18 protein-coding genes and 1 tRNA gene are annotated in these 17957 nt (G+C 61.1%); 9 read left to right on the top strand and 10 right to left on the bottom strand.

Features of this window, described 5'->3' with window-relative positions; all coding sequences use genetic code 11:
• Positions 1-45: 45 nt before the first annotated feature.
• From deoA to C7441_RS10565, 6 genes are all read right to left on the bottom strand, one after another.
• The gene (gene deoA, locus C7441_RS10590; RefSeq protein ID WP_109612835.1) at positions 46-1362 is read right to left on the bottom strand and encodes a thymidine phosphorylase; all 1317 of its coding nucleotides are present in this window, start codon (positions 1360-1362) and stop codon (positions 46-48) included.
• Between the two features lie 22 nt (positions 1363-1384).
• Entirely contained in the window at positions 1385-2191 is an 807-nt protein-coding gene (locus C7441_RS10585) for a purine-nucleoside phosphorylase (protein ID WP_109612834.1), read from the bottom strand.
• Positions 2188-2580, bottom strand: coding sequence for a cytidine deaminase (gene cdd, locus C7441_RS10580; RefSeq protein WP_019169906.1), 393 nt, complete (start codon positions 2578-2580; stop codon positions 2188-2190). Before cdd ends, C7441_RS10585 begins: the two co-directional genes overlap by 4 nt.
• A gap of 81 nt (positions 2581-2661) precedes the next feature.
• On the bottom strand, positions 2662-3633 hold the full coding sequence (locus C7441_RS10575; RefSeq protein WP_019169905.1) for an ABC transporter permease: 972 nt from the start codon (positions 3631-3633) through the stop codon (positions 2662-2664).
• Positions 3633-4772, bottom strand: coding sequence for an ABC transporter permease (locus C7441_RS10570; RefSeq protein WP_109612833.1), 1140 nt, complete (start codon positions 4770-4772; stop codon positions 3633-3635). Before C7441_RS10570 ends, C7441_RS10575 begins: the two co-directional genes overlap by 1 nt.
• Positions 4769-6301: an ABC transporter ATP-binding protein gene (locus tag C7441_RS10565; protein WP_109612832.1), complete on the bottom strand. Its 1533-nt coding sequence runs from the start codon at positions 6299-6301 to the stop codon at positions 4769-4771. The genes C7441_RS10570 and C7441_RS10565 overlap by 4 nt, the downstream gene beginning before the upstream one ends.
• 209 nt (positions 6302-6510) lie before the next feature.
• On the opposite strand from C7441_RS10565, the gene C7441_RS10560 reads away from it, so the two are divergent.
• Positions 6511-6720, top strand: coding sequence for a SlyX family protein (locus C7441_RS10560; RefSeq protein WP_109612831.1), 210 nt, complete (start codon positions 6511-6513; stop codon positions 6718-6720).
• 144 nt (positions 6721-6864) lie between these two features.
• Here the strand turns inward: C7441_RS10560 and C7441_RS10555 are convergent, their stop codons facing one another.
• Positions 6865-7065: a hypothetical protein gene (locus C7441_RS10555; RefSeq protein WP_019169901.1), complete on the bottom strand. Its 201-nt coding sequence runs from the start codon at positions 7063-7065 to the stop codon at positions 6865-6867.
• A 325-nt stretch (positions 7066-7390) separates the two neighbouring features.
• Between C7441_RS10555 and C7441_RS10550 the strand changes: the two genes are divergently transcribed.
• Positions 7391-8332, top strand: coding sequence for a hypothetical protein (locus C7441_RS10550; RefSeq protein WP_109612830.1), 942 nt, complete (start codon positions 7391-7393; stop codon positions 8330-8332).
• A 134-nt stretch (positions 8333-8466) separates the two neighbouring features.
• Here the strand turns inward: C7441_RS10550 and C7441_RS10545 are convergent, their stop codons facing one another.
• Positions 8467-9714, bottom strand: coding sequence for a glycosyltransferase (locus C7441_RS10545; protein ID WP_109612829.1), 1248 nt, complete (start codon positions 9712-9714; stop codon positions 8467-8469).
• Positions 9715-9961: 247 nt separating this feature from the next.
• Positions 9962-10051, bottom strand: a tRNA-Ser gene (locus C7441_RS10540).
• Positions 10052-10335: 284 nt separating this feature from the next.
• On the opposite strand from C7441_RS10540, the gene C7441_RS10535 reads away from it, so the two are divergent.
• The 5 genes from C7441_RS10535 (at position 10336) to C7441_RS10515 (ending at position 14330) form a co-directional block, all read left to right on the top strand.
• Positions 10336-10605: a hypothetical protein gene (locus C7441_RS10535; protein ID WP_170125088.1), complete on the top strand. Its 270-nt coding sequence runs from the start codon at positions 10336-10338 to the stop codon at positions 10603-10605.
• 57 nt (positions 10606-10662) lie between these two features.
• Positions 10663-11334: a peptide-methionine (S)-S-oxide reductase MsrA gene (gene msrA / locus C7441_RS10530; RefSeq protein WP_109612827.1), complete on the top strand. Its 672-nt coding sequence runs from the start codon at positions 10663-10665 to the stop codon at positions 11332-11334.
• A gap of 208 nt (positions 11335-11542) precedes the next feature.
• Complete coding sequence (locus C7441_RS10525) at positions 11543-12532, top strand: BMP family lipoprotein (RefSeq protein WP_109612826.1); 990 nt, start codon at positions 11543-11545, stop codon at positions 12530-12532.
• 138 nt (positions 12533-12670) lie between these two features.
• Positions 12671-13894 carry an MFS transporter gene (locus tag C7441_RS10520; RefSeq protein ID WP_170125084.1) on the top strand — a complete coding sequence of 408 codons (1224 nt, stop codon included), beginning with the start codon at positions 12671-12673 and terminating at the stop codon, positions 13892-13894.
• Positions 13869-14330, top strand: coding sequence for a GNAT family N-acetyltransferase (locus C7441_RS10515; RefSeq protein WP_109612824.1), 462 nt, complete (start codon positions 13869-13871; stop codon positions 14328-14330). The genes C7441_RS10520 and C7441_RS10515 overlap by 26 nt, the downstream gene beginning before the upstream one ends.
• 18 nt (positions 14331-14348) lie before the next feature.
• On the opposite strand, the gene gcvA is transcribed toward C7441_RS10515, so the two are convergent.
• Positions 14349-15308, bottom strand: a complete 960-nt coding sequence (gene gcvA / locus C7441_RS10510) for a transcriptional regulator GcvA (protein WP_109612823.1) — start codon at positions 15306-15308, stop codon at positions 14349-14351.
• A 220-nt stretch (positions 15309-15528) separates the two neighbouring features.
• On the opposite strand from gcvA, the gene speB reads away from it, so the two are divergent.
• Together speB and C7441_RS10500 are read left to right on the top strand one after the other, a co-directional pair.
• On the top strand, positions 15529-16575 hold the full coding sequence (gene speB, locus C7441_RS10505) for an agmatinase (protein WP_109612822.1): 1047 nt from the start codon (positions 15529-15531) through the stop codon (positions 16573-16575).
• Positions 16576-16699: 124 nt separating this feature from the next.
• Positions 16700-17788 carry an ABC transporter substrate-binding protein gene (locus C7441_RS10500; RefSeq protein WP_109612821.1) on the top strand — a complete coding sequence of 363 codons (1089 nt, stop codon included), beginning with the start codon at positions 16700-16702 and terminating at the stop codon, positions 17786-17788.
• Positions 17789-17957: the final 169 nt, after the last annotated feature.

Genomic DNA, 17957 nt, shown 5'->3' with positions numbered 1-17957 from the left:
CCTCATCACCCCTCGCGGGGGAGCGCGCCCCAAATCCAAACCCGTTCAGCGCGGCGAGATACGCCGCATCACGGTCTTGCGCATGGTCGGGCGCGTATCGCCCAGATCGTAGGCTGCACGCACGGCCGCGGCGGCAGCTTCGGCGCTGGCGCCGCTGCGCGCATGGACGAGCGCCAGCGCTTCGCCGGCCCGCACTTCCGCCCCGACCGCCAAAAGCCTCGTAATGCCCACGGCATGATCGACACTGTCGTCCGGCTTGATACGCCCGCCGCCCAGCGCCACGACTGCCATGCCGATATCGCGGGTTTCGATGCCGGTGACAAAACCGTCGCGAGGCGCCTTGACCGCCACTTCCAGCGGGGCTTTCGGCAGATACGAGGGGCAGTTCTCGACGAAATCGGCTGGGCCACCGAGGGCAGACACCATGCGCGAGAAGGTTTCGGCCGCCGCGCCACCGTCCAGAACCTGCCGTGCGCGCCGCGCGCCGTCATGGTTGGAGCTTGCAATGCCCGCCTGCTGCAACATCTCGGCGGCAAGCGCCAGCGTGACCTCCTCCAGCCTGCGGTCGCGATAACGGCCGGTCAGGAAATCCACCGCATTGCGCACCTCAACCGCGTTACCTGCGGCCGAGGCCAGCGGTTCGTCCATGCTGGTGATCAATGCGGAGGTGCGCAGCCCCGCGCCATTCGCCACCTCGACAAGGCTGGTTGCGAGCGAGGCGGCATCACGGCTTCTGGCCATGAAGGCGCCGTTGCCCGCCTTGACGTCCAGCACCAGCGACTGCAACCCCGCAGCCAGCTTCTTCGACAGGATCGAAGCGGTAATGAGCGGAATGGATTCGACGGTGGCCGTCACGTCGCGTATGGCATAGAGCCGCTTGTCGGCCGGCGCGAGGTTCGCGGTCTGGCCGATGATGGCGCAGCCGCTCTTGAGCACCGCAATGCGAAACAGCTTGTTATCGGGCTGGCTGACATAGCCGGGGATGGAATCCATCTTGTCGAGCGTGCCGCCAGTGTGGCCGAGGCCGCGTCCGGAGATCATCGGCACATAGGCGCCGCAAGCCGCCACGATAGGCGCCAGCATCAGCGAGACATTGTCGCCGATGCCACCGGTGGAATGCTTGTCGGTGATCGGGCCGGGCAGGTCAGACCAATCGAGCACGTCGCCGGAATCGCGCATGGCAAGCGTCAGCGCCACCGCTTCGTCGCGGTTCATGCCGTTGAAGAAAATGGCCATGGCAAGCGCGGCCACCTGGCCCTCGGACACCGTGCCGGCAGTCAGGCCTTTTACGAAACCTGCGATTTCGTCGGCGGAAAGCGCCTTGTCATCGCGCTTGCGGCGGATGATTTCCTGCGGAAGCAAGCCGGTCCCTCTCGTTGCACCGCTACTCATCCGCAAACCCTTCCGCAAACATGGCCCTGAAAACGCGAGCCAGGCGCGCGCCGCCGATGGGTGCCATATCCTTGGTTTCCTCGTGCGACAGCTCAGCCCCGGTCATGCCGGCTGCGAGGTTGGTGATGACCGAGCAAGCCGCCACCTTGAGCCCGCAGAAGCGCGCCAGAATGACCTCAGGCACAGTGGACATACCCACCGCATTCGCACCCAGCATACGCGCCACGCGGATTTCGGCCGGCGTTTCGAAGCTCGGACCGGAGAACCACATATAGACGCCGCGATGCAGCTCGACTTCGGCCGCCTCGGCCGCCCGCACGATCGCCGCGCGAAGACCTGTATCATAGGCCTCGGTCATGCCGACAAAGCGGCGGTCACTGGGCTCACCGAACAGCGGATTGGTGCCGGCGAAATTGATATGGTCGTCCACCAGCATCACCGACCCCGGCAGCATGTCGGGATCGACCGACCCGGCGGCGTTGGTAAGGAGCAGACGGGTGATGCCGATACCGGAGAGCGCCTCGATGACCGGCCGCATGGCGGCGGCATTCCCGTGTTCATAGTAATGCGCGCGGCCGGCCAGCATCAGCACCGGCGTGCCTGCGAAATGACCGGCCACGACCGCGCCGGCATGGCCGGTGACGCCGCTGACCGGAAAGCCCGGCAGATCGGCATAGGAGATGCGCACCGGATTTTCGACCTCGCCGACCAGTCCGCCCAGCCCGGAGCCAAGCACCAACGCCGTGCGCGGCGCCAACCCGCCCAGCTTCTCGACCAGAAGGTCGACCGCCTCCTTCATTTCAGGATGCTCCCCTTGAAGCCATAGGGCAGCATCTGGCCCATGGTCACCGTTTCGACCACGCCGGTCTGGTCGCAGAGGTAGAGCCTGGTATCGGCGTCGGCGAATTCCGCCAGACGCTGCCTGCAGCCCCCACAAGGCGTGATGCGGTCCATGCGCTCGGCCACCACGGCGATTTCGGCGATCCGGCCGCCGCCGCCCATGACGTAATGGCCGAGCGCCGTCGTCTCCGCGCACCAGCCTTCGGGGAAGGACGCCACCTCAATGTTGCAGCCGGAAAAAACGCGGCCGTCCCCGGTGCGCAGCGCCGCCCCAACAGGAAATTTCGAATACGGCGCATGGGCCTTGGCCATTGCCTCGCGCGCGGCAACAAAAAGGTCGTGAGACATGGTTTTACCCCCTCCGATCAGATGCCCCTCACCCTGTCTGCCGAGACCTGGTCCAGCAAGACAGGGTGGGAGAAAACCTCTTCACCGCTCCTTCACATAGGGCACGCCACCGGCACGCGGCGGAATGGCCTTGCCGATGAAACCGGCGAGAAGGACTATGGTAAGGATATAGGGCAGCGCCTGCATGAGCTGCACCGGCACCTTGCCGATGAACGGCCATGGCATGCCCTGGAAGCGGATCGAGGCCGCCTCGAGGAAGCCGAACAGAAGACAGGCGAACATGGCAGGAACCGGCTTCCACTTGGCGAAGATAAGCGCGGCAAGCGCGATGAAGCCCTTGCCGGCGGTCATGTCCTTCACGAAGCCGGCATTCTGCGCCACCGAAAGATAGGCACCCGCAATACCGGTCAGCACGCCCGTGCACAACACCGCGCGATAGCGCAGCCAGGTCACCGAAATGCCCGCCGTATCCACGGCCGCGGGGTTTTCGCCGACGGCACGCAGACGCAGGCCGAAACGGGTGCGAAACAGCACCCACCAGGTGAACGGCACCATGAGAAAGGCGATGTAGACCAGCAGCGAATTGCCCGAGATGATCTCGGAATAGATCGGGCCGATGACCGGAATGTCCCTCACAGCCTCGGCACCCGGCAGGTTGATGGACTGGAAACGCGCGTCACCGCTCAGCGAAGGCGTGCGGCCGCCCTGGCTGAACCACGCTTGCCCGAGGATGATGGTGGAACCGGCGGCAATGAAGTTGATCGCCACGCCCGACACGATCTGGTTGCCGCGATGAGTGATGGAGGCAAAGCCATGCACGAGCGCAAAGAAGATCGAAGTCAGCACCGCAGCGCCGAGCCCGATCCAGGCCGAGCCCGAGACTGCCGCGGCCGATGCGCCGGCAAAGGCGGCAGCCAGCATCTTGCCTTCCAGCCCGATGTCGAAAATGCCCGCGCGCTCCGAATAAAGGCCAGCCAGACAAGCCAGCAGCAGCGGCACGGAAACGCGGATCGTTGCGTCGATAAGCTGAACGAGAACGTCGATGAAGGCCATCACACGCCCTCCCCCTTGGCCACGCCGACACCGACCGAACGCGGGCTGATGCTGGCGAACAGGGTCTGGATGGTCGGGCGGAACATATGCTCCAGCGCGCCTGCAAACAGGATGACCAGCCCCTGGATGATAACGATCATGTCGCGGCTGATGTTCGGCATCTCGAAGGCAAGTTCGGCGCCCCCCTGATAGAGCACGCCGAACAGGATCGCCGCCGGCACGATGCCGGCCGGGTGCGACCGGCCCATCAGCGCGACCGCAATGCCGACGAAACCCGCGCCGGTGACGAAATCGAGCTGCACGCGATGCTGGTCGCCCATGATCGGATTGAGCGCCATCATGCCGGCCAGCGCGCCGGAAATCATCATGGTGATGATGATGATGCGCGTCTCCGAAATGCCGGCATACCGCGCCGCCTTCGGGCTGAAACCATAGGTGCGCATCTCGTAACCCAGCCGGGTGCGCCAGATGAGCACCCAGACCAAAAAGGCCATGACCAGCGCCAGCAGGAAGGACACGTTGAGCGGCGCGGAACGCACCGACATGCCGAATGCTTCCAGCATCCAGCCCAGCTTCGGCAATTGCCCGCCAGGCAGGAAGTCACGCGTCTGCGGGGCCATGGAATTGGCGGGCTTCAATACGTCCACCAGCAGATAGACCATGGCGCTGGCGGCGATGAAGTTGAACATGATGGTGGTGATGACGATGTGCGAGCCGCGCTTGGCAAGCAGATAGGCCGGTATCAAGGCCCAGAACGCGCCCACCGCCGCCGCGGCGATAACGGCCAGCGGAAAGGTCGCCCACCAGGGCAGGACGCTGTCGAAAGCAAGACATGCCAGCGCGACGCCAAGGCCGGCGATATAGGCCTGCCCCTCACCGCCGATATTGAACAGGCCGCAATGGAAAGCCACCGCCACGGCAAGGCCGGTGAAAATGAAATTGGTGGCGTAGTACAGCGTGTAGGCGATGTTCTGGCCCTTGCCGAAGGCACCCTGGATCAGGATTTCGGCCGCGCGCAGCGGGTTTTCGCCCACCAGCATGACGACGAAGCCTGCAACGATGAAGGCCACCGCCAGATTGATGATCGGGATCAGCCCGTAATCCGCCCAACGGGGCAGTTTCGCATAGGGCGTGCTCACTCTGCGGCCTCCTTGCCTTCGACGCCGGCCATAAGCAGGCCCAGTTCGCCCTCGCTCGCTTCTCCATCGCGTTCGCCCACCACACGGCCGGCGAACATCACCAGAATGCGGTCGGACAGCGAACGGATCTCGTCCAGCTCGACCGAGATCAACAGCACGGCCTTGCCCTGGTCGCGCATGGCGATGAGGCGCTTGTGGATGAACTCGATGGCGCCGACATCGACGCCGCGTGTCGGCTGGCCGACGATAAGCACGCCGGGGTCCTGCTCGATCTCGCGCGCCAGCACGATCTTCTGCTGGTTGCCGCCTGAGAAATTGGCGGTCTTCAACCGACAGTCGGCAGGGCGGATGTCGTATTTCTCGATCTTGTCGCGCGCGTCATTGCGGATCGCATCGATATTCAGAAACGGCCCTTTCAGATATTCGGGCTTGTCGTGATAGCCGAGGATGGAATTCTCATATTCCTCGAAGGCCAGCACCAGCCCCACATGATGCCTGTCCTCCGGAACATGGGCCAGCCCCCGGTCGCGCAATTCGGCCGGATCGGCATTGCCGGTGACGTCTATGGGCCTGTCGTCGAGCGTGACGGTGCCGGAGGTGGCGCGGCGTGTGCCGGCAATCGTCTCGATCAGCTCCGACTGGCCATTGCCGGCAACACCGGCGATGCCGACGATCTCGCCGGCGCGCACGTCGAAGGAGACATCGTCCACCATGACGACGCCTCGCGAATCCTTGACCGACAGATTTCGCACCGAAAGCTTCACGTCGCCGGGCTTGGCCTCGCCCTTCTCGACGCGTAGCAGCACGCGACGGCCGACCATGAGCTCGGCCAGTTCCTCAACGGTGGTTTCAGCGGTCTTGCGGGTCGCCACCATGGTGCCCTGGCGCATGACGGAGACGGTATCGGTGATGGCCATGATCTCGCGCAGCTTGTGGGTGATCAGCACCACTGTCTTTCCCTGCTGCTTGAGCTGCCCGAGGATGCGGAACAGATGGTCGGCCTCGGCCGGCGTCAACACGCCGGTGGGCTCGTCGAGGATCAGGATTTCGGCGCCGCGATAAAGCGCCTTGAGGATTTCCACGCGTTGCTGCAGGCCGACCGGGAGTTCCTCGATCACCGCATCGGGATCGACCTCCAGCCCATATTCGCGCTCCAGCCGGCGCAGTTCCGAGCGCGCCTTGGAGATCGAGCTTTTCAGCAGCGCCTCGCCCTCGGCCCCGAGAATGACGTTTTCCAGCACGGTGAAATTCTCGACCAGCATGAAATGCTGGTGCACCATGCCGATGCCGACAGCGATGGCGTCGTTGGACGAGCGGATCGCGGTAGGCTTGCCGTTGACGCGGATTTCGCCGCTGTCGGCCTGGTAGAAGCCGTACAGGATCGACATCAGCGTCGACTTGCCGGCCCCATTTTCCCCGATGATGCCGTGGATCGTTCCCGGCGCGATCTGCAGATTGATATCGCGATTTGCGCGGACGGCACCAAAACTCTTGTTGATGCCGATCAGCTCGATTGCAGCTTCCGCCATACGACGGCTCACCCCTGTATTTTTATCGTTTGGGCAGAAGAAAACATGGCGCCCCCCTGCCGGCGCGGCACGAGGCCGTGGATTACTCTCGACAAATCGCCGGGCTCTTGTCAATTTCCAAGGCGACGCAAGGCGCGATATCGACAGATTGTCGAGGATTTGTGGCGGAATTTTCGCGCCACACCCCAACAGACCCAAGAGGAATCAACATGACTTCGCCCGACACTCGGCTGACCGCGCTCGAAATCCGGTCGACCGAACAGGAAAAGACGATCGAGGAATTGTCGCAGCAGATCGCCGAACAATGGAAGATCATCGACCGGATGCAGAAAAAGCTCGATGCTCTGACGGACCGCTTCCTGGCGCTGGAAGAGCAGACCGCGCCGGGCCATGAAGCGACTAGGCCGCCGCATTGGTAAGCCGTGACGCAGTCGCCAACAAAAAGCCGGCCGCTTGAGCGCGCCGGACTGTCAATGTTGTTTTTAGGGATACCCGCGATTCAATTCAGCGTGGGCGACATGAAACGGGAGGCCCTGACAGCCTCCCCGAACGATAGACGCCCGCTACCTGCAGCAGGCGAAGCAGTTTGAGTCCGGTACACGGGACTGGGAAAGCAGGGCGGCCTGCCTTTCCACGGTGCGCATACCGGCCTGCTCCACGAGATTCCGGACTTCATCGACACGCACGCCGTCGCGCGCCATGACTTTCAGAATGATCGGTTCGCTCAGCAGGTCTTCAAGCGTCGCTTCGTTCCATTCCGCCATATTCGCCTCCTGTCGATTTCAGGCACCCGCAATATAGGTGTCGAGCGTGACGTTGCGATGGCGCCCAGATGACAAATTGACGAAAAGCCGGTTCGTTCACGGTCAGTTGATCCATCCAACCGCCTGGGCCAAACAGAATCTGACGCCTCCGCGCAGCAGAAACGACTGATTTGCCGCCCAGCGCATAGATTGCCATATTTCCATCTGCAAATGCAGCCACTTTCTGCTGTCATTTCTTTCTACGCGAAAGTGCTGTAGACACGCCGAAAGTTCGAGGCGGACCGCTCTGCGGGTTTCGCATCATTCCCGGCGCCGAGTGAGCCAGATGAAACGAGACGAAATCGAAATTTTTGCCGACAGCGCGCTGAGAAACAAGGGAGCCGTCGCACTCCACGCCTTTGCTGGGCTAGCGACTATCGTCGCTACATTGGCTTTCACCTCTCTGCTCGCACTCTATTTCGACATAGATATCTTCAAGCTGAAGGAACACGCACCCAGCTTGATATCCGCAGTTACAAAAACCCATTTGATCGTTGGCGCGTTGATTGCATCCGTCGTGCTGTTGACCGCGAGAGTCAGCCAGTCGCTGATTGAAGCCAAGGTAACTATTTCTCGGGAAAAGTGGTTTGCAGAGAAAATAAGATCCGGCGAACTAAAAGGAATGGGGAACCCCGTCAGAGCCTCAAACTATTACGGCCGCCTCTCATCTGCGAGCATGAAATCAGCCAGTACTATAGTTGTATTAATATTAAATCTTGTCACGATTATTTTAGTCCTACCAAAATCATATTCTGTTGTAATTTTTTCAATTATTGCTGTATGTTTTTCTATTCTGTTCTTGGCAATGCGGTTTTTATCTACCCACATGTCTCGTGCGAGTGACGCCCTCGCCACCAACGGGAAGCAAATGTCGCAATGGAAGACGGATACCAATGTCTCATATGGCGCATCCGTCAAAGAATATTATGCCGCCTACTTCAATCGGCTTTTTCTAGGCGCAACGTTGAGCTTTGCGCCGAGCGTATTCGGGATAGCTTTCTGCTTAGGTCTTCTCGTTGCGCAGGAACTAGGGACTTTTCAACTTAACCTAGGCGTCGTTTTCGTGGCATTCACACTTCTACAGGCAAACCTAAACGCGATCGGCAAGTTCTTCGGTTCATTCGTCCATGGCGCAGCATTTCTGCCTGCGATCAAACCTTTTCTTGTTGGCACGGGAACGCAGAGCGTTCGCACCCCTTTCACTCAAGATGAAATCGAAATTGAATAGAGAACCGGCAGAACAGGCGAACGAATATTACAAGCCCAACGATCAACAAAACAATGCAATGAACTTTCGACGGCAGCACAAAATCTTTTTATAATATGCTACCAGATCGCCGGAATCCCCCAATTCGATACAATCTACCGTTGCAGAACCTTATCGGCAACCATCTTCAGGGCGCTCATAGAACCTCTATTTCTAGCAACATCCCTTAGGCGCCTAAAGTTCTCTATATTTACATAACGAATTATGCGCATTGCATGTGACCTTTTTGGCCGCGCCGAACTTACTTTAAGTTTCTGGCTGTCAAGAAACTCTCCAACGGCGACCCAGTTAATTTTCTTCTTCGGGGTCGTTTCGTAGATTGCCGCCAACTTTGTACAGACCGCACTGGAGCCATGGGTTTTCAAAAAGTAGTCTCGAGCTTTTAGAGAAGCTTCCTGCAACAGGCCCCAATCGCTGACAGCACCCTCGAGAACCGATTCTATATTGGTTGGATTAGCGTTAAGAACGGGCAACTCGTGGCCACATGTTTTCCATATATCATCGCGGATATAGGCAATAACCGGCTTGCCAAGCGCCATAGCCTCGGTTGCCAGCACTCCATACCAACCAATACGCAGTTGATCTACGACGATGTCCGCCTCCTGATAGATTCTGGAAGCCTCTTGATGTGAAAGCCCCTCGACAAGCCGGAAATCGATCTGCACTCCTCGCGACCGAAGCCGATCAACGGCACGGATCAGCGACTCGGTTCCTTTAACAGCCCGGCGACTTGGTGCATGAACCACAATGGGGACACGTTTTTTCCTAATCCCGATGAAGGGCCAGTCATCTTCGTGAAGAACTCTGGGAACGATCGTGGCTTCCGGCACATATGTCTGAAGTTCCGGATCGGTAACAAAAATACCGTCGGCTACGGCGCGAATAAAATCCAACGACCGCCGCTTCGCAGCGTCAGGCATTTTATCAAAAAGCACCCCAGCGACAGGGTCATCAACATAGTGAAAAGGATTTTTTTCTCGGAACTCACTGGCCAGCCTGATTTCGCTGCCGCGAAAGTGGAAAAATACCTTTTTACCCTCTGCCTTCAGCATCAGCAGGTCAATCAGCGAGGGATAGCCTTGGCTCGGCCAGATACTCGCGAATGACCTGGCGTGGAAGTGGAACACGTCAAATTCGTGAACCAGATCACCTATCGCACCAAAAATGCCTGCCAGATGATAGGTTGGGACATTGATGGGCACATCACTTTTGTAGCCGAACTTGTGCTCCTCAATCGACACCGCCTTGGCCGAATAACCTAATGCGCGTAAACCAGCAGCAAAGGCACCTGGCTGACCAGCCTGTCCCGTAACGCCCTGAAAAATCCTGAGCCTATCTTCCATCGTCTCTCCAGGCCCTCGCAAGCACGCATTTCGCCCCATGCGGAATGCCGCTTTCAAGCGATCCACATCTTCGAACTGGCGCGGCCCGAAGCACCCAGTTCGACTGCTAATACCAGCGGGTATTTCTTTTAGTAGCTCAACGACCTTTGGCAATCCCAGATATGAATATCGCCATCACGGATTGTCTGGATATGATACGGTCACGCGATACGGTACCCAATAGTTCAATTGTGCGACAATCTGGGTCTGGCGGAGAGAGGGGGATTCGAACCCCCGATACGGTTCCCCGTATACACACTTTCCAGGCGTGCGCCTTAAACCACTCGGCCACCTCTCCGCATGCGTATCGACGTCTGACGACGCGTGCGCCGCGTTCATCTAGTCGATCCTGCAGCGAATGCCAAGCCGCCTGATGCATTGTTTTTGGTTTTTGGACAGCACCACAAAACCGCCTTGCCTGCAGCCTGTTCATCGCGGTGGGTCGGCCGAAATGCATATTAGGACGATTGCGCCGCCGCGCAACGCGCCATATGTCTTGTAATGAAATGAAGCCCCGAGGTTCTTGACTTGCGCTTCCTGTTCAGGCTCGCCGCAACCATCGCACTTGCCGTCGCTGTCATCATGGCGGTGGTGGATGCCACGCGCAGCGTGGCTACTTCGCACCTGGTGATGACCCCGCTCACGACGAGCTGGAATTCGGTATCGCCGCAGACACTGGAGAGCTTCCGCCAGTTCGTCGAGACGAGAATCGTGCCGGCGGCATGGAACCCGTTCGTGGCGACCATCCTCGATCAACCGGGTTTCGCGGTGTTCGCGGTGCTGGCGGTGCTGCTCTACCTCGTCGGCTACAAGCGCCAGCCGCGCTATGCGCGCCTGCCCGCCGGGCACTGATTGGTCTGGAGCGGACTGTACCGGACCCGTAAAGATACCCAGAAAGGAAGAAAGATCATGTTTTTCCTGAGTGACATGCTGAACAAGAAGCTGAAGCTGCCGACGCGCGACGAAGCGCTGCCCGGTCGCAACCAGGCCATTCCCACCGTCGCCAAACACCATGTTTCCAAGCGACCGCTGAAAGGCCCCTACCCCGAAGGGTTGGAAATGGCCATGTTCGGCATGGGCTGCTTCTGGGGGGCCGAGCGCCTGTTCTGGCAGATGGACGGCGTATGGATCACGGCCGCCGGCTATGCCGGGGGCATCACTCCCAACCCGACCTATCAGGAAACCTGCACCGGCCTGACCGGCCATGCCGAGGTGGTGCTGGTGGTGTTCGACCCCAAGGTGGTTTCCTATGCGGAGCTTCTGAAGACTTTCTGGGAGAACCACGACCCGACGCAAGGCATGCGCCAGGGCAATGATGTGGGCACCACCTACCGTTCGGCCATCTTCACCTTTTCCGACGAGCAGCAGCGGGCGGCGACCGCCTCGCGCGATGCATATGAGCAATCGCTGCGCGGGGCCGGCCGCGACAGGATCACCACCGAAATCGCACCCGCGCCGGAATTCTACTTCGCCGAAGCCGACCACCAGCAATATCTGGCCAAGAACCCCAACGGCTATTGCGGGCTGCAAGGCACCGGCGTGACATGCCCCGTTCCACAAGCGGTGCCGGCGGGAAGCTAGGGACAGGATCATCCGGCCATCGGGCAAAATCTTGCCGCGAAAGCGGCGCCCGCCGCAACGGCATGGCGCCGCTCAAGATTCCACGTGAATTTTGTTTTTTGCCGTGCAAGAGTGGCGCGCAAGCGGGAGATCGTTTCCTGCCCGATGCCGCGAAGCACCGGGAGGCATGCGCGCGGCACGCCAACGAAACCGACAGGGTGTGGATCACATGAAGCGTATTGTTCTTGGCCTGCTGGCTGCGACTGCATTGGCCTTCCCGGCCTTTGCAGCAGACATCAAACCGGCGATCATTTACGATCTCGGCGGCAAGTTCGACAAATCCTTCAACGAGGCCGCCTATCATGGCGCCGAGAAGTTCAAGTCCGAAACGGGCATCGCCTATCGCGACTTCGAAATCCAGAATGACGCCCAGCGCGAGCAGGCGCTGCGCAAATTCGCCGAGGACGGCAACAACCCGATCGTGATGGCCGGCTTCTCCTGGGCTCCGACGCTGGAAAAGGTCGCACCGGAGTTCCCGGACACCAAATTCGTCATCATCGATGCCGAAGTCGACAAGCCCAACGTCCGCTCGGTCATCTTCAAGGACAATGAGGGCTCCTACATCGTCGGCATGCTGGCAGCCATGGCCTCCAAGACCAAGAAGGTCGGCTTCATCGGCGGCATGGATATTCCGCTGATCCGCAAATTCGGCTGCGGCTATGTCGGCGGCGCCAAGGCCGCAGGTGCCACGGAAGTCATCTACAACATGACCGGCGACACGCCGGCTGCCTGGAACGACCCGACCAAGGGTGGCGAGATTGCCAAGGCGCAGATGGCGCAGGGCGCGGACGTGATCTACGCCGCTGCCGGCGGCACGGGCGTGGGCGTGCTGCAGGCGGCGGCGGATGCCGGCAAGCTGGGCATCGGCGTCGATTCCAACCAGAACGGCCTGCAGCCGGGCAAGATTCTCACCTCGATGCTGAAGCGCGTCGATGTGGCCGTCTACAACGCCTTCTCCGACACCAAGGACGACAAGTTCACGCCGGGCTTCAACGATCTCGGCCTCAAGGAGGGCGGCGTCGACTACGCCATGGACGAGAACAACAAGGATCTCGTGACCGAAGAGATGAAGGCTGCGGTCGAGAAGGCCAAGACCGAGATCGCCGAGGGCAAGATCGAAGTCCACGACTATATGTCGGACAACGCCTGCCCCTACTGATCGGCAGACATTCGGAAAGGAACCGCCGGCCCCGCGCCGGCGGTTTTCTTTTGTGCCCGGCACTTGCCTGCCGTGCATAAAGCGGCAGGCTGTGACGCTGCGGAACGGAACGATTCGACCGTGCGCATGGGAGGGTGCATGATCAACGACGGCAGGCTTCGGCTGGCCACCATCGCCATGTTGTTGCTGACCGGCGTGCTTGCCGGAACACAGTTGGGCAAAATCGCGCCGCTGGTCGAATGGTACACGAACGAGGCAGGATTTTCGCTGGTGCTGATCGGCTGGCTCACCTCCATGATCAGCATCTTCGTGGCACTGGTGGCGCTGCCAACCGGATGGGTCATCGAGCGGACGGGCATGCGCAGGTCCTTCGCGGCATCGGCCCTGGTCATGGCAGGCGGCGGCCTGGCACTCGCCTTCCTCGCCGAGCCGTGGGCGATCCTTGCCGCGCGACTGGTGGAAGGCATCGGCTATCTGGTGCTGGTCATCGTCATTCCCGCACTGCTCAATTCCATCGCGCCGCCGGCCTGGCGGGCGCCGGCGCTGGCGATGTGGGGCGGTTTCGTGCCGGTGGGGTTTGCGGTGGCCGATTTTATGGCGCGCGGTGTGCTGCCGAGCGCCCGGCCGCAATACTTCCTGCTGGCGGCGATCATCGTCTTTGCGGTTTGCGCGCTGCTTGCCGCGATATTGCTCGGCAAGGTCGATGACCATGACCCCGATGCCGGCGCGCCAGCCGCGCAAGTGCTGCAAGGCGGCATTGCCGGCCAGATCACCTTTCCGGTTGTGCTGGTGGCTCTGTCTTTCGGCTTCTATGTCGTGCTTTCGGTCAGTTTCTTCGCTTTCATGCCCGCCTTTGTCGCATTACCGCAGGCGAATATACTGCTTTCGGCCGGGCTGATCGCGCTCATCGTGCCGGTCGGCAATGTGCTGACGGGCGTGCTCGTCAAAGGCCGCGACGGCCGGTTCGTACTCATGCTGGCCGGCATCGGCCTTGCCGCCAGCCTCATCGCCGCAATACCCGCCTTCGGCGTTTCGGGGTCGGTGCTGGCGACCGTCGCCGCTGTGGTGCTCGCCATTGCCGGGGGCATGATCGCGTCCGCGCTCTTCGCCTGCATTCCGGCAATCGTGCCGCAGGGCAAGTCCGTATCGATCGCCATCGGCCTCGTTTGCCAGACGGGCGGCATCGGCACCGTCATCGGGCCGCCGATGGCAGGCTATGTAATCGAAACTTACGGCTGGTCCGGCTTCGGCGTCTTTCTGGCGCTCACCGCCGCGCTCGGCGGCATTTGCCTGCTGCCGCTGGCGCGCAGGCGCGTCCAACCAATGGAGACGGCCTATGCCGGTAACAATACGGCCGGCTGAGCCCTCGGCCGCTGAAATCGCCGCGCTGGCAAAGCTGCGCTATGACACCTTCTTCGCCGGTGGTGAGCGCACGCTGGAGCAGGATCGCGACGAAATCGGAAACTTCATCCGCAACCAGGGCTACGAAATCGCCCTCGTTGCCGAGCAGGATGGACGGCTGGCCGGAACATGCCTGTTCGTGCGCGAGGAGATCGACCCCCAGCATGACGTTTCGCCCTGGCTTGCAGGACTGGTCGTCGTGCCCGAATTTCGCGGGCGCGGCATCGCAACGCTGCTGGTCGGGGCAATCGAGGTGCATGCGCGTTCGCTCGGCTGCGAAAGGCTGCACCTCTACACCTACGGCGCGGAAGGGCTTTATGCCTCGCTGGGCTGGCAGGCGATCGAGCGTTTTCGCGACGATCACGGTCTGTGCGTGCTGATGGCGAAGGATCTGTAACGTGCGTCCCAGTACTGGCTAAGTGGCCGATTGTTTCTGCGAACGTCGCTTGCGGATACTGATCTGGCCGGCGACTGACGTTTCGGCGCGCGCGGCCGCTTCATCGCGCTCGGCAAAGAGCCAGTCGATGAAGACCTGCGCGATGGGAGCGGAGCGCACCTCGCTGCGGCAGGCCACATAAAAGGCATCGACCGCTGGCACCGACAGCTTGAAGGGGGTGATCAACTGCCCCTTGGCGAGCAGGCCGCTGGCCGTGACGGAATCGCCCAGCGCCACGCCATGGCCATTCAGCGCGGCTTCCGTCGAAAGCCGCGCGTCGGAGAACATATGCCGCTGGCCGCGCTTCAGGTCCAGCGCATCGGCCGCCGCCAGCCATGTGTTCCATTCGCGCCCGTCATCGCCATGCAGCATCACATGGTCGGCCAGATCGCGGATGGTGCGGATGGGCTTGTTGTTGATCAGCGTCGGGCTGACGATGGGAAACAGTTCCAGATCCGACCATTTGCGCAACCAGCAGTCACTCCAGCCGCCGTCGCCGTAAAGTATGCAGATATCCACGTCCGGCGAGCGGATTTCCTGCGGGTCGTTCGAAGCCATCAGCCTCAGGCTGATGTCGGGAAAGCGCGCATAAAAGCTCGACAGGCGCGGAATGAGCCAAAGCGACAGAAGTGCGGGCACACAGCTTACCGAAAGCCGTCCCGAGCTTGTCGGCCGCGTCATGCGCTGGGTGGCGGCCGCAATGCCGTCGAAGGCACTGGAAACGGCAGGCAGCAGCTCCGCCCCCTGCGGCGTCAGCTTCAGCCGGCGGGCGGAGCGCTCGAACAGGCTGACCTTCAGCGCCTCCTCCAGCGCCCGGATCTGATGGCTGATCGCGCCATGGGTGACGTTGAGTTCGCTTGCGGCCTTGCTGAGCGAACCCAGCCGCGCGGCCGCCTCGAAGGCGCGCAGCGGATTGAGCGGTGGCAGGCGTTTCTTCATCTGTGGATCGGACAAGGCTGCACGAATTTGCATCCATGGATGTGAAAATTTCTCACATATTCACCTATAACATTATCAATTGATTTTTCAACGTCGGCGCGGTCCAATCCGGTCGGAGTGAGTATCCGCGCCCGCTGGCCGTTTACGCAGGAGAAGACAGCGAAAAGCTGCGAGACACCTTGCGCAAGCCGCCCCGGCGCATCGCAAAGGGAGTTTCCGCATGAGTTCCGACAAGCTCGACGCGCTGCGCAAGAAGTATGGCGAAAGCCATGGCGGCGATATTTTCGATCCGCGTTTCAAGAAGGTGGCCGACAAGATCTTCACCGAAGGCGGCACCCGCCAGGCTCCTTATGCCGGATTGCCAACCTTCCTCAGCGCACCCTATCGCCAGATCGACCATTCCGCGCCGGACTTCGGCGACCTGCAGGTGGCGATTGTCGGCATGCCGATGGATCTGGGCGTAACCAACCGGCCCGGCTCGCGCTTCGGGCCGCGCGCGGTGCGCTCCATCGAGCGCATCGGCCCCTACAACCATGTGCTGGACTGCGCGCCGACCTTCGACCTGCGTGTGGCCGACATCGGCGACGTGCCCTTTGCCAGCCGCTATCGGCTGGAGCAGAGCCATGTCGATATCGAGGCGACCATTGCCAGGATAGTGGCGGCAGGCATCATTCCGCTTTCGGTGGGTGGCGACCATTCCATCACCCACCCGATCCTGAGGGCCATCGGCAAGGACCGCCCGGTCGGACTGATCCATATCGACGCGCATTGCGACACCGGCGGCCTGTTCGACCAGACCAAGTTCCACCACGGCGGCCCGATGCGCAACGCGGTGCTGGACGGCGTGCTGGACCCGGCCCGGACGATCCAGATCGGCATTCGCGGCTCGTCGGAATATTTGTGGGAATTCTCCTACGATTCCGGCATGACGGTAGTCCATGCCGAGGAAATCCCGGCCATGGGCATCCCCGCGATCATCGAGAAGGCGCGACAGATCGTCGGCGACGGCCCGACCTACCTGTCCTTCGACATCGACAGCCTCGACCCTTCCTTTGCGCCGGGCACCGGCACGCCGGAGCTTGGCGGCCTGACGACGCGCGAGGCCCTGGAACTGCTGCGCGGCCTCAAGGGACTAAACCTCGTCGGCGGCGACGTGGTAGAGGTTGCACCGCAATATGATTCAACCACCAACACGGCCCATGCGGGCGCGCAGATGCTGTTCGAAATCCTGAGCCTGATGGTGTACAGCCCGGCGGTAAAACGCTGATCGGGCGACGGTAGCAAACCGCTTCTCAGGCGGCCGCCGGAAACGGGACAGGCCCGCCCGAAAGGCGTAAAAGAAACAAGACTAGCCGCCGGCCAAACCGGCGAGAAAGAGGAGAACAGAAGAAATGACCGAATTTTCCAAGGTCGGCGTCACCCGCCGCACCATGCTCAAGGCGGGCATCGCCACCGCCGGCCTGCTTGCCATGCCTGCCGTGCTGCGCGCGCAGGACAAGTCGCTGAAGGTCGGCGTCTATGGCGGCTATTTCAAGAAGTCGTTCGACGAGCACATCTTCCCCGAATTCACCAAGGCAACTGGCATTGCGGTCGAATCCATCGCCGAACCGACCGGCGAGGCCTGGCTGGTCCAGCTCGAACAGGCTGCCAAGGCCGGCCAGGCGCCCGCCGACGTCTCCATGATGTCGCAGACCTCGACGCTGAAGGGCCAGGCGACCGAACTGTGGACGCCGATCGACACCTCCAGGATCAAGAACAGCGGCGATCTGCTCGAGCGCTTCGTCAACAAATACCCGGACGGCCGCGTTGCCGGTATCGGCGCGGTGGCCTGGTTCATCACGCTGGTCACCAACACCAATGTCTACAAGGAGGCGCCGACCTCGTGGGATGCGCTCTGGGATCCGGCCAACAAGGACAAGCTGGGCCTGCTGGCTCTGGCTTCCAACTCCTTCCTGCTGGAAGTGACGGCCAAGACCTTCATGGGCGGCACCAATGCGCTCGACACCGAAGAGGGACTGTTGAAGGCCTTCGACAAGCTCGCCGAAGTGAAGCCGAATGTGCGGCTGTGGTATCGCGACGAGGCGCAGTTCGAGCAGGCGCTGAAATCGGGCGAAATCCCCATGGGCCAGTATTACCATGACGTGACCGGCCTTGCCGCCGCCGATGGCCAGCCGGTGCGCTCGACCTTCCCGAAGGAGGGCGGCATTCAGGACTCGGGCAATTGGGTGATCTCGCGCGCCTCCAAAAAGGCCGACGAAGCCCATGTCTTCATGGACTATATGTGCCAGCCGTCGATCCAGGGCCTGATGTCGCGCAAGGTCGGCACCGCGCCGACGCTGAAGAAGGAGGTTCTGGACCTGACGCCGGAGGAATTCGCCGCCGTGTCGTCGGAAATCGATCCGATCATCCCGCGCTACGATCTCTATACGACCAAGGCCGACTGGATCAACCAGAAGTGGACCGAACTCATCGTCGGTTAAGGCCGGGCGTCTTCTGATCCTTCCCGCAACGGCGGGGAGGATCACTCCTTTCGCCCGGAGTACAAGGCTGCCGGGGCTTTTCCCCTTGCCCCACCTCCGCTACGTTCAGCCATCCCCTTCTTATCGGAGAGGAGTTGGCGTTGTTGCTTCCCTCTTCACCGCCTGCGAC

This window comes from Pseudaminobacter salicylatoxidans, from assembly GCF_003148475.1.
GTDB classification, from domain to species: Bacteria; Pseudomonadota; Alphaproteobacteria; order Rhizobiales; family Rhizobiaceae; genus Pseudaminobacter; species Pseudaminobacter salicylatoxidans.
Note: the sequence above shows the minus strand (reverse complement) of the source record. Positions and strands in the feature narration are given on the sequence as shown.

Bases quoted from the DNA above. Each gene is read 5' to 3' on its own strand.
- C7441_RS10560 (WP_109612831.1), top strand. From the start codon at position 6,511: ATGACTTCGCCCGACACTCGGCTGACCGCGCTCGAAATCCGGTCGACC.
- C7441_RS10515 (WP_109612824.1), top strand. From the start codon at position 13,869: ATGCCGGTAACAATACGGCCGGCTGAGCCCTCGGCCGCTGAAATCGCC.
- C7441_RS10545 (WP_109612829.1), bottom strand. From the start codon at position 9,714: ATGGAAGATAGGCTCAGGATTTTTCAGGGCGTTACGGGACAGGCTGGT.
- C7441_RS10555 (WP_019169901.1), bottom strand. From the start codon at position 7,065: ATGGCGGAATGGAACGAAGCGACGCTTGAAGACCTGCTGAGCGAACCG.
- C7441_RS10585 (WP_109612834.1), bottom strand. From the start codon at position 2,191: ATGAAGGAGGCGGTCGACCTTCTGGTCGAGAAGCTGGGCGGGTTGGCG.
- speB (WP_109612822.1), top strand. From the start codon at position 15,529: ATGAGTTCCGACAAGCTCGACGCGCTGCGCAAGAAGTATGGCGAAAGC.
- C7441_RS10525 (WP_109612826.1), top strand. From the start codon at position 11,543: ATGAAGCGTATTGTTCTTGGCCTGCTGGCTGCGACTGCATTGGCCTTC.
- msrA (WP_109612827.1), top strand. From the start codon at position 10,663: ATGTTTTTCCTGAGTGACATGCTGAACAAGAAGCTGAAGCTGCCGACG.
- C7441_RS10565 (WP_109612832.1), bottom strand. From the start codon at position 6,301: ATGGCGGAAGCTGCAATCGAGCTGATCGGCATCAACAAGAGTTTTGGT.
- C7441_RS10575 (WP_019169905.1), bottom strand. From the start codon at position 3,633: ATGGCCTTCATCGACGTTCTCGTTCAGCTTATCGACGCAACGATCCGC.
- cdd (WP_019169906.1), bottom strand. From the start codon at position 2,580: ATGTCTCACGACCTTTTTGTTGCCGCGCGCGAGGCAATGGCCAAGGCC.
- C7441_RS10520 (WP_170125084.1), top strand. From the start codon at position 12,671: ATGATCAACGACGGCAGGCTTCGGCTGGCCACCATCGCCATGTTGTTG.
- C7441_RS10535 (WP_170125088.1), top strand. From the start codon at position 10,336: ATGGCGGTGGTGGATGCCACGCGCAGCGTGGCTACTTCGCACCTGGTG.
- gcvA (WP_109612823.1), bottom strand. From the start codon at position 15,308: ATGAAGAAACGCCTGCCACCGCTCAATCCGCTGCGCGCCTTCGAGGCG.
- C7441_RS10500 (WP_109612821.1), top strand. From the start codon at position 16,700: ATGACCGAATTTTCCAAGGTCGGCGTCACCCGCCGCACCATGCTCAAG.
- C7441_RS10550 (WP_109612830.1), top strand. From the start codon at position 7,391: ATGAAACGAGACGAAATCGAAATTTTTGCCGACAGCGCGCTGAGAAAC.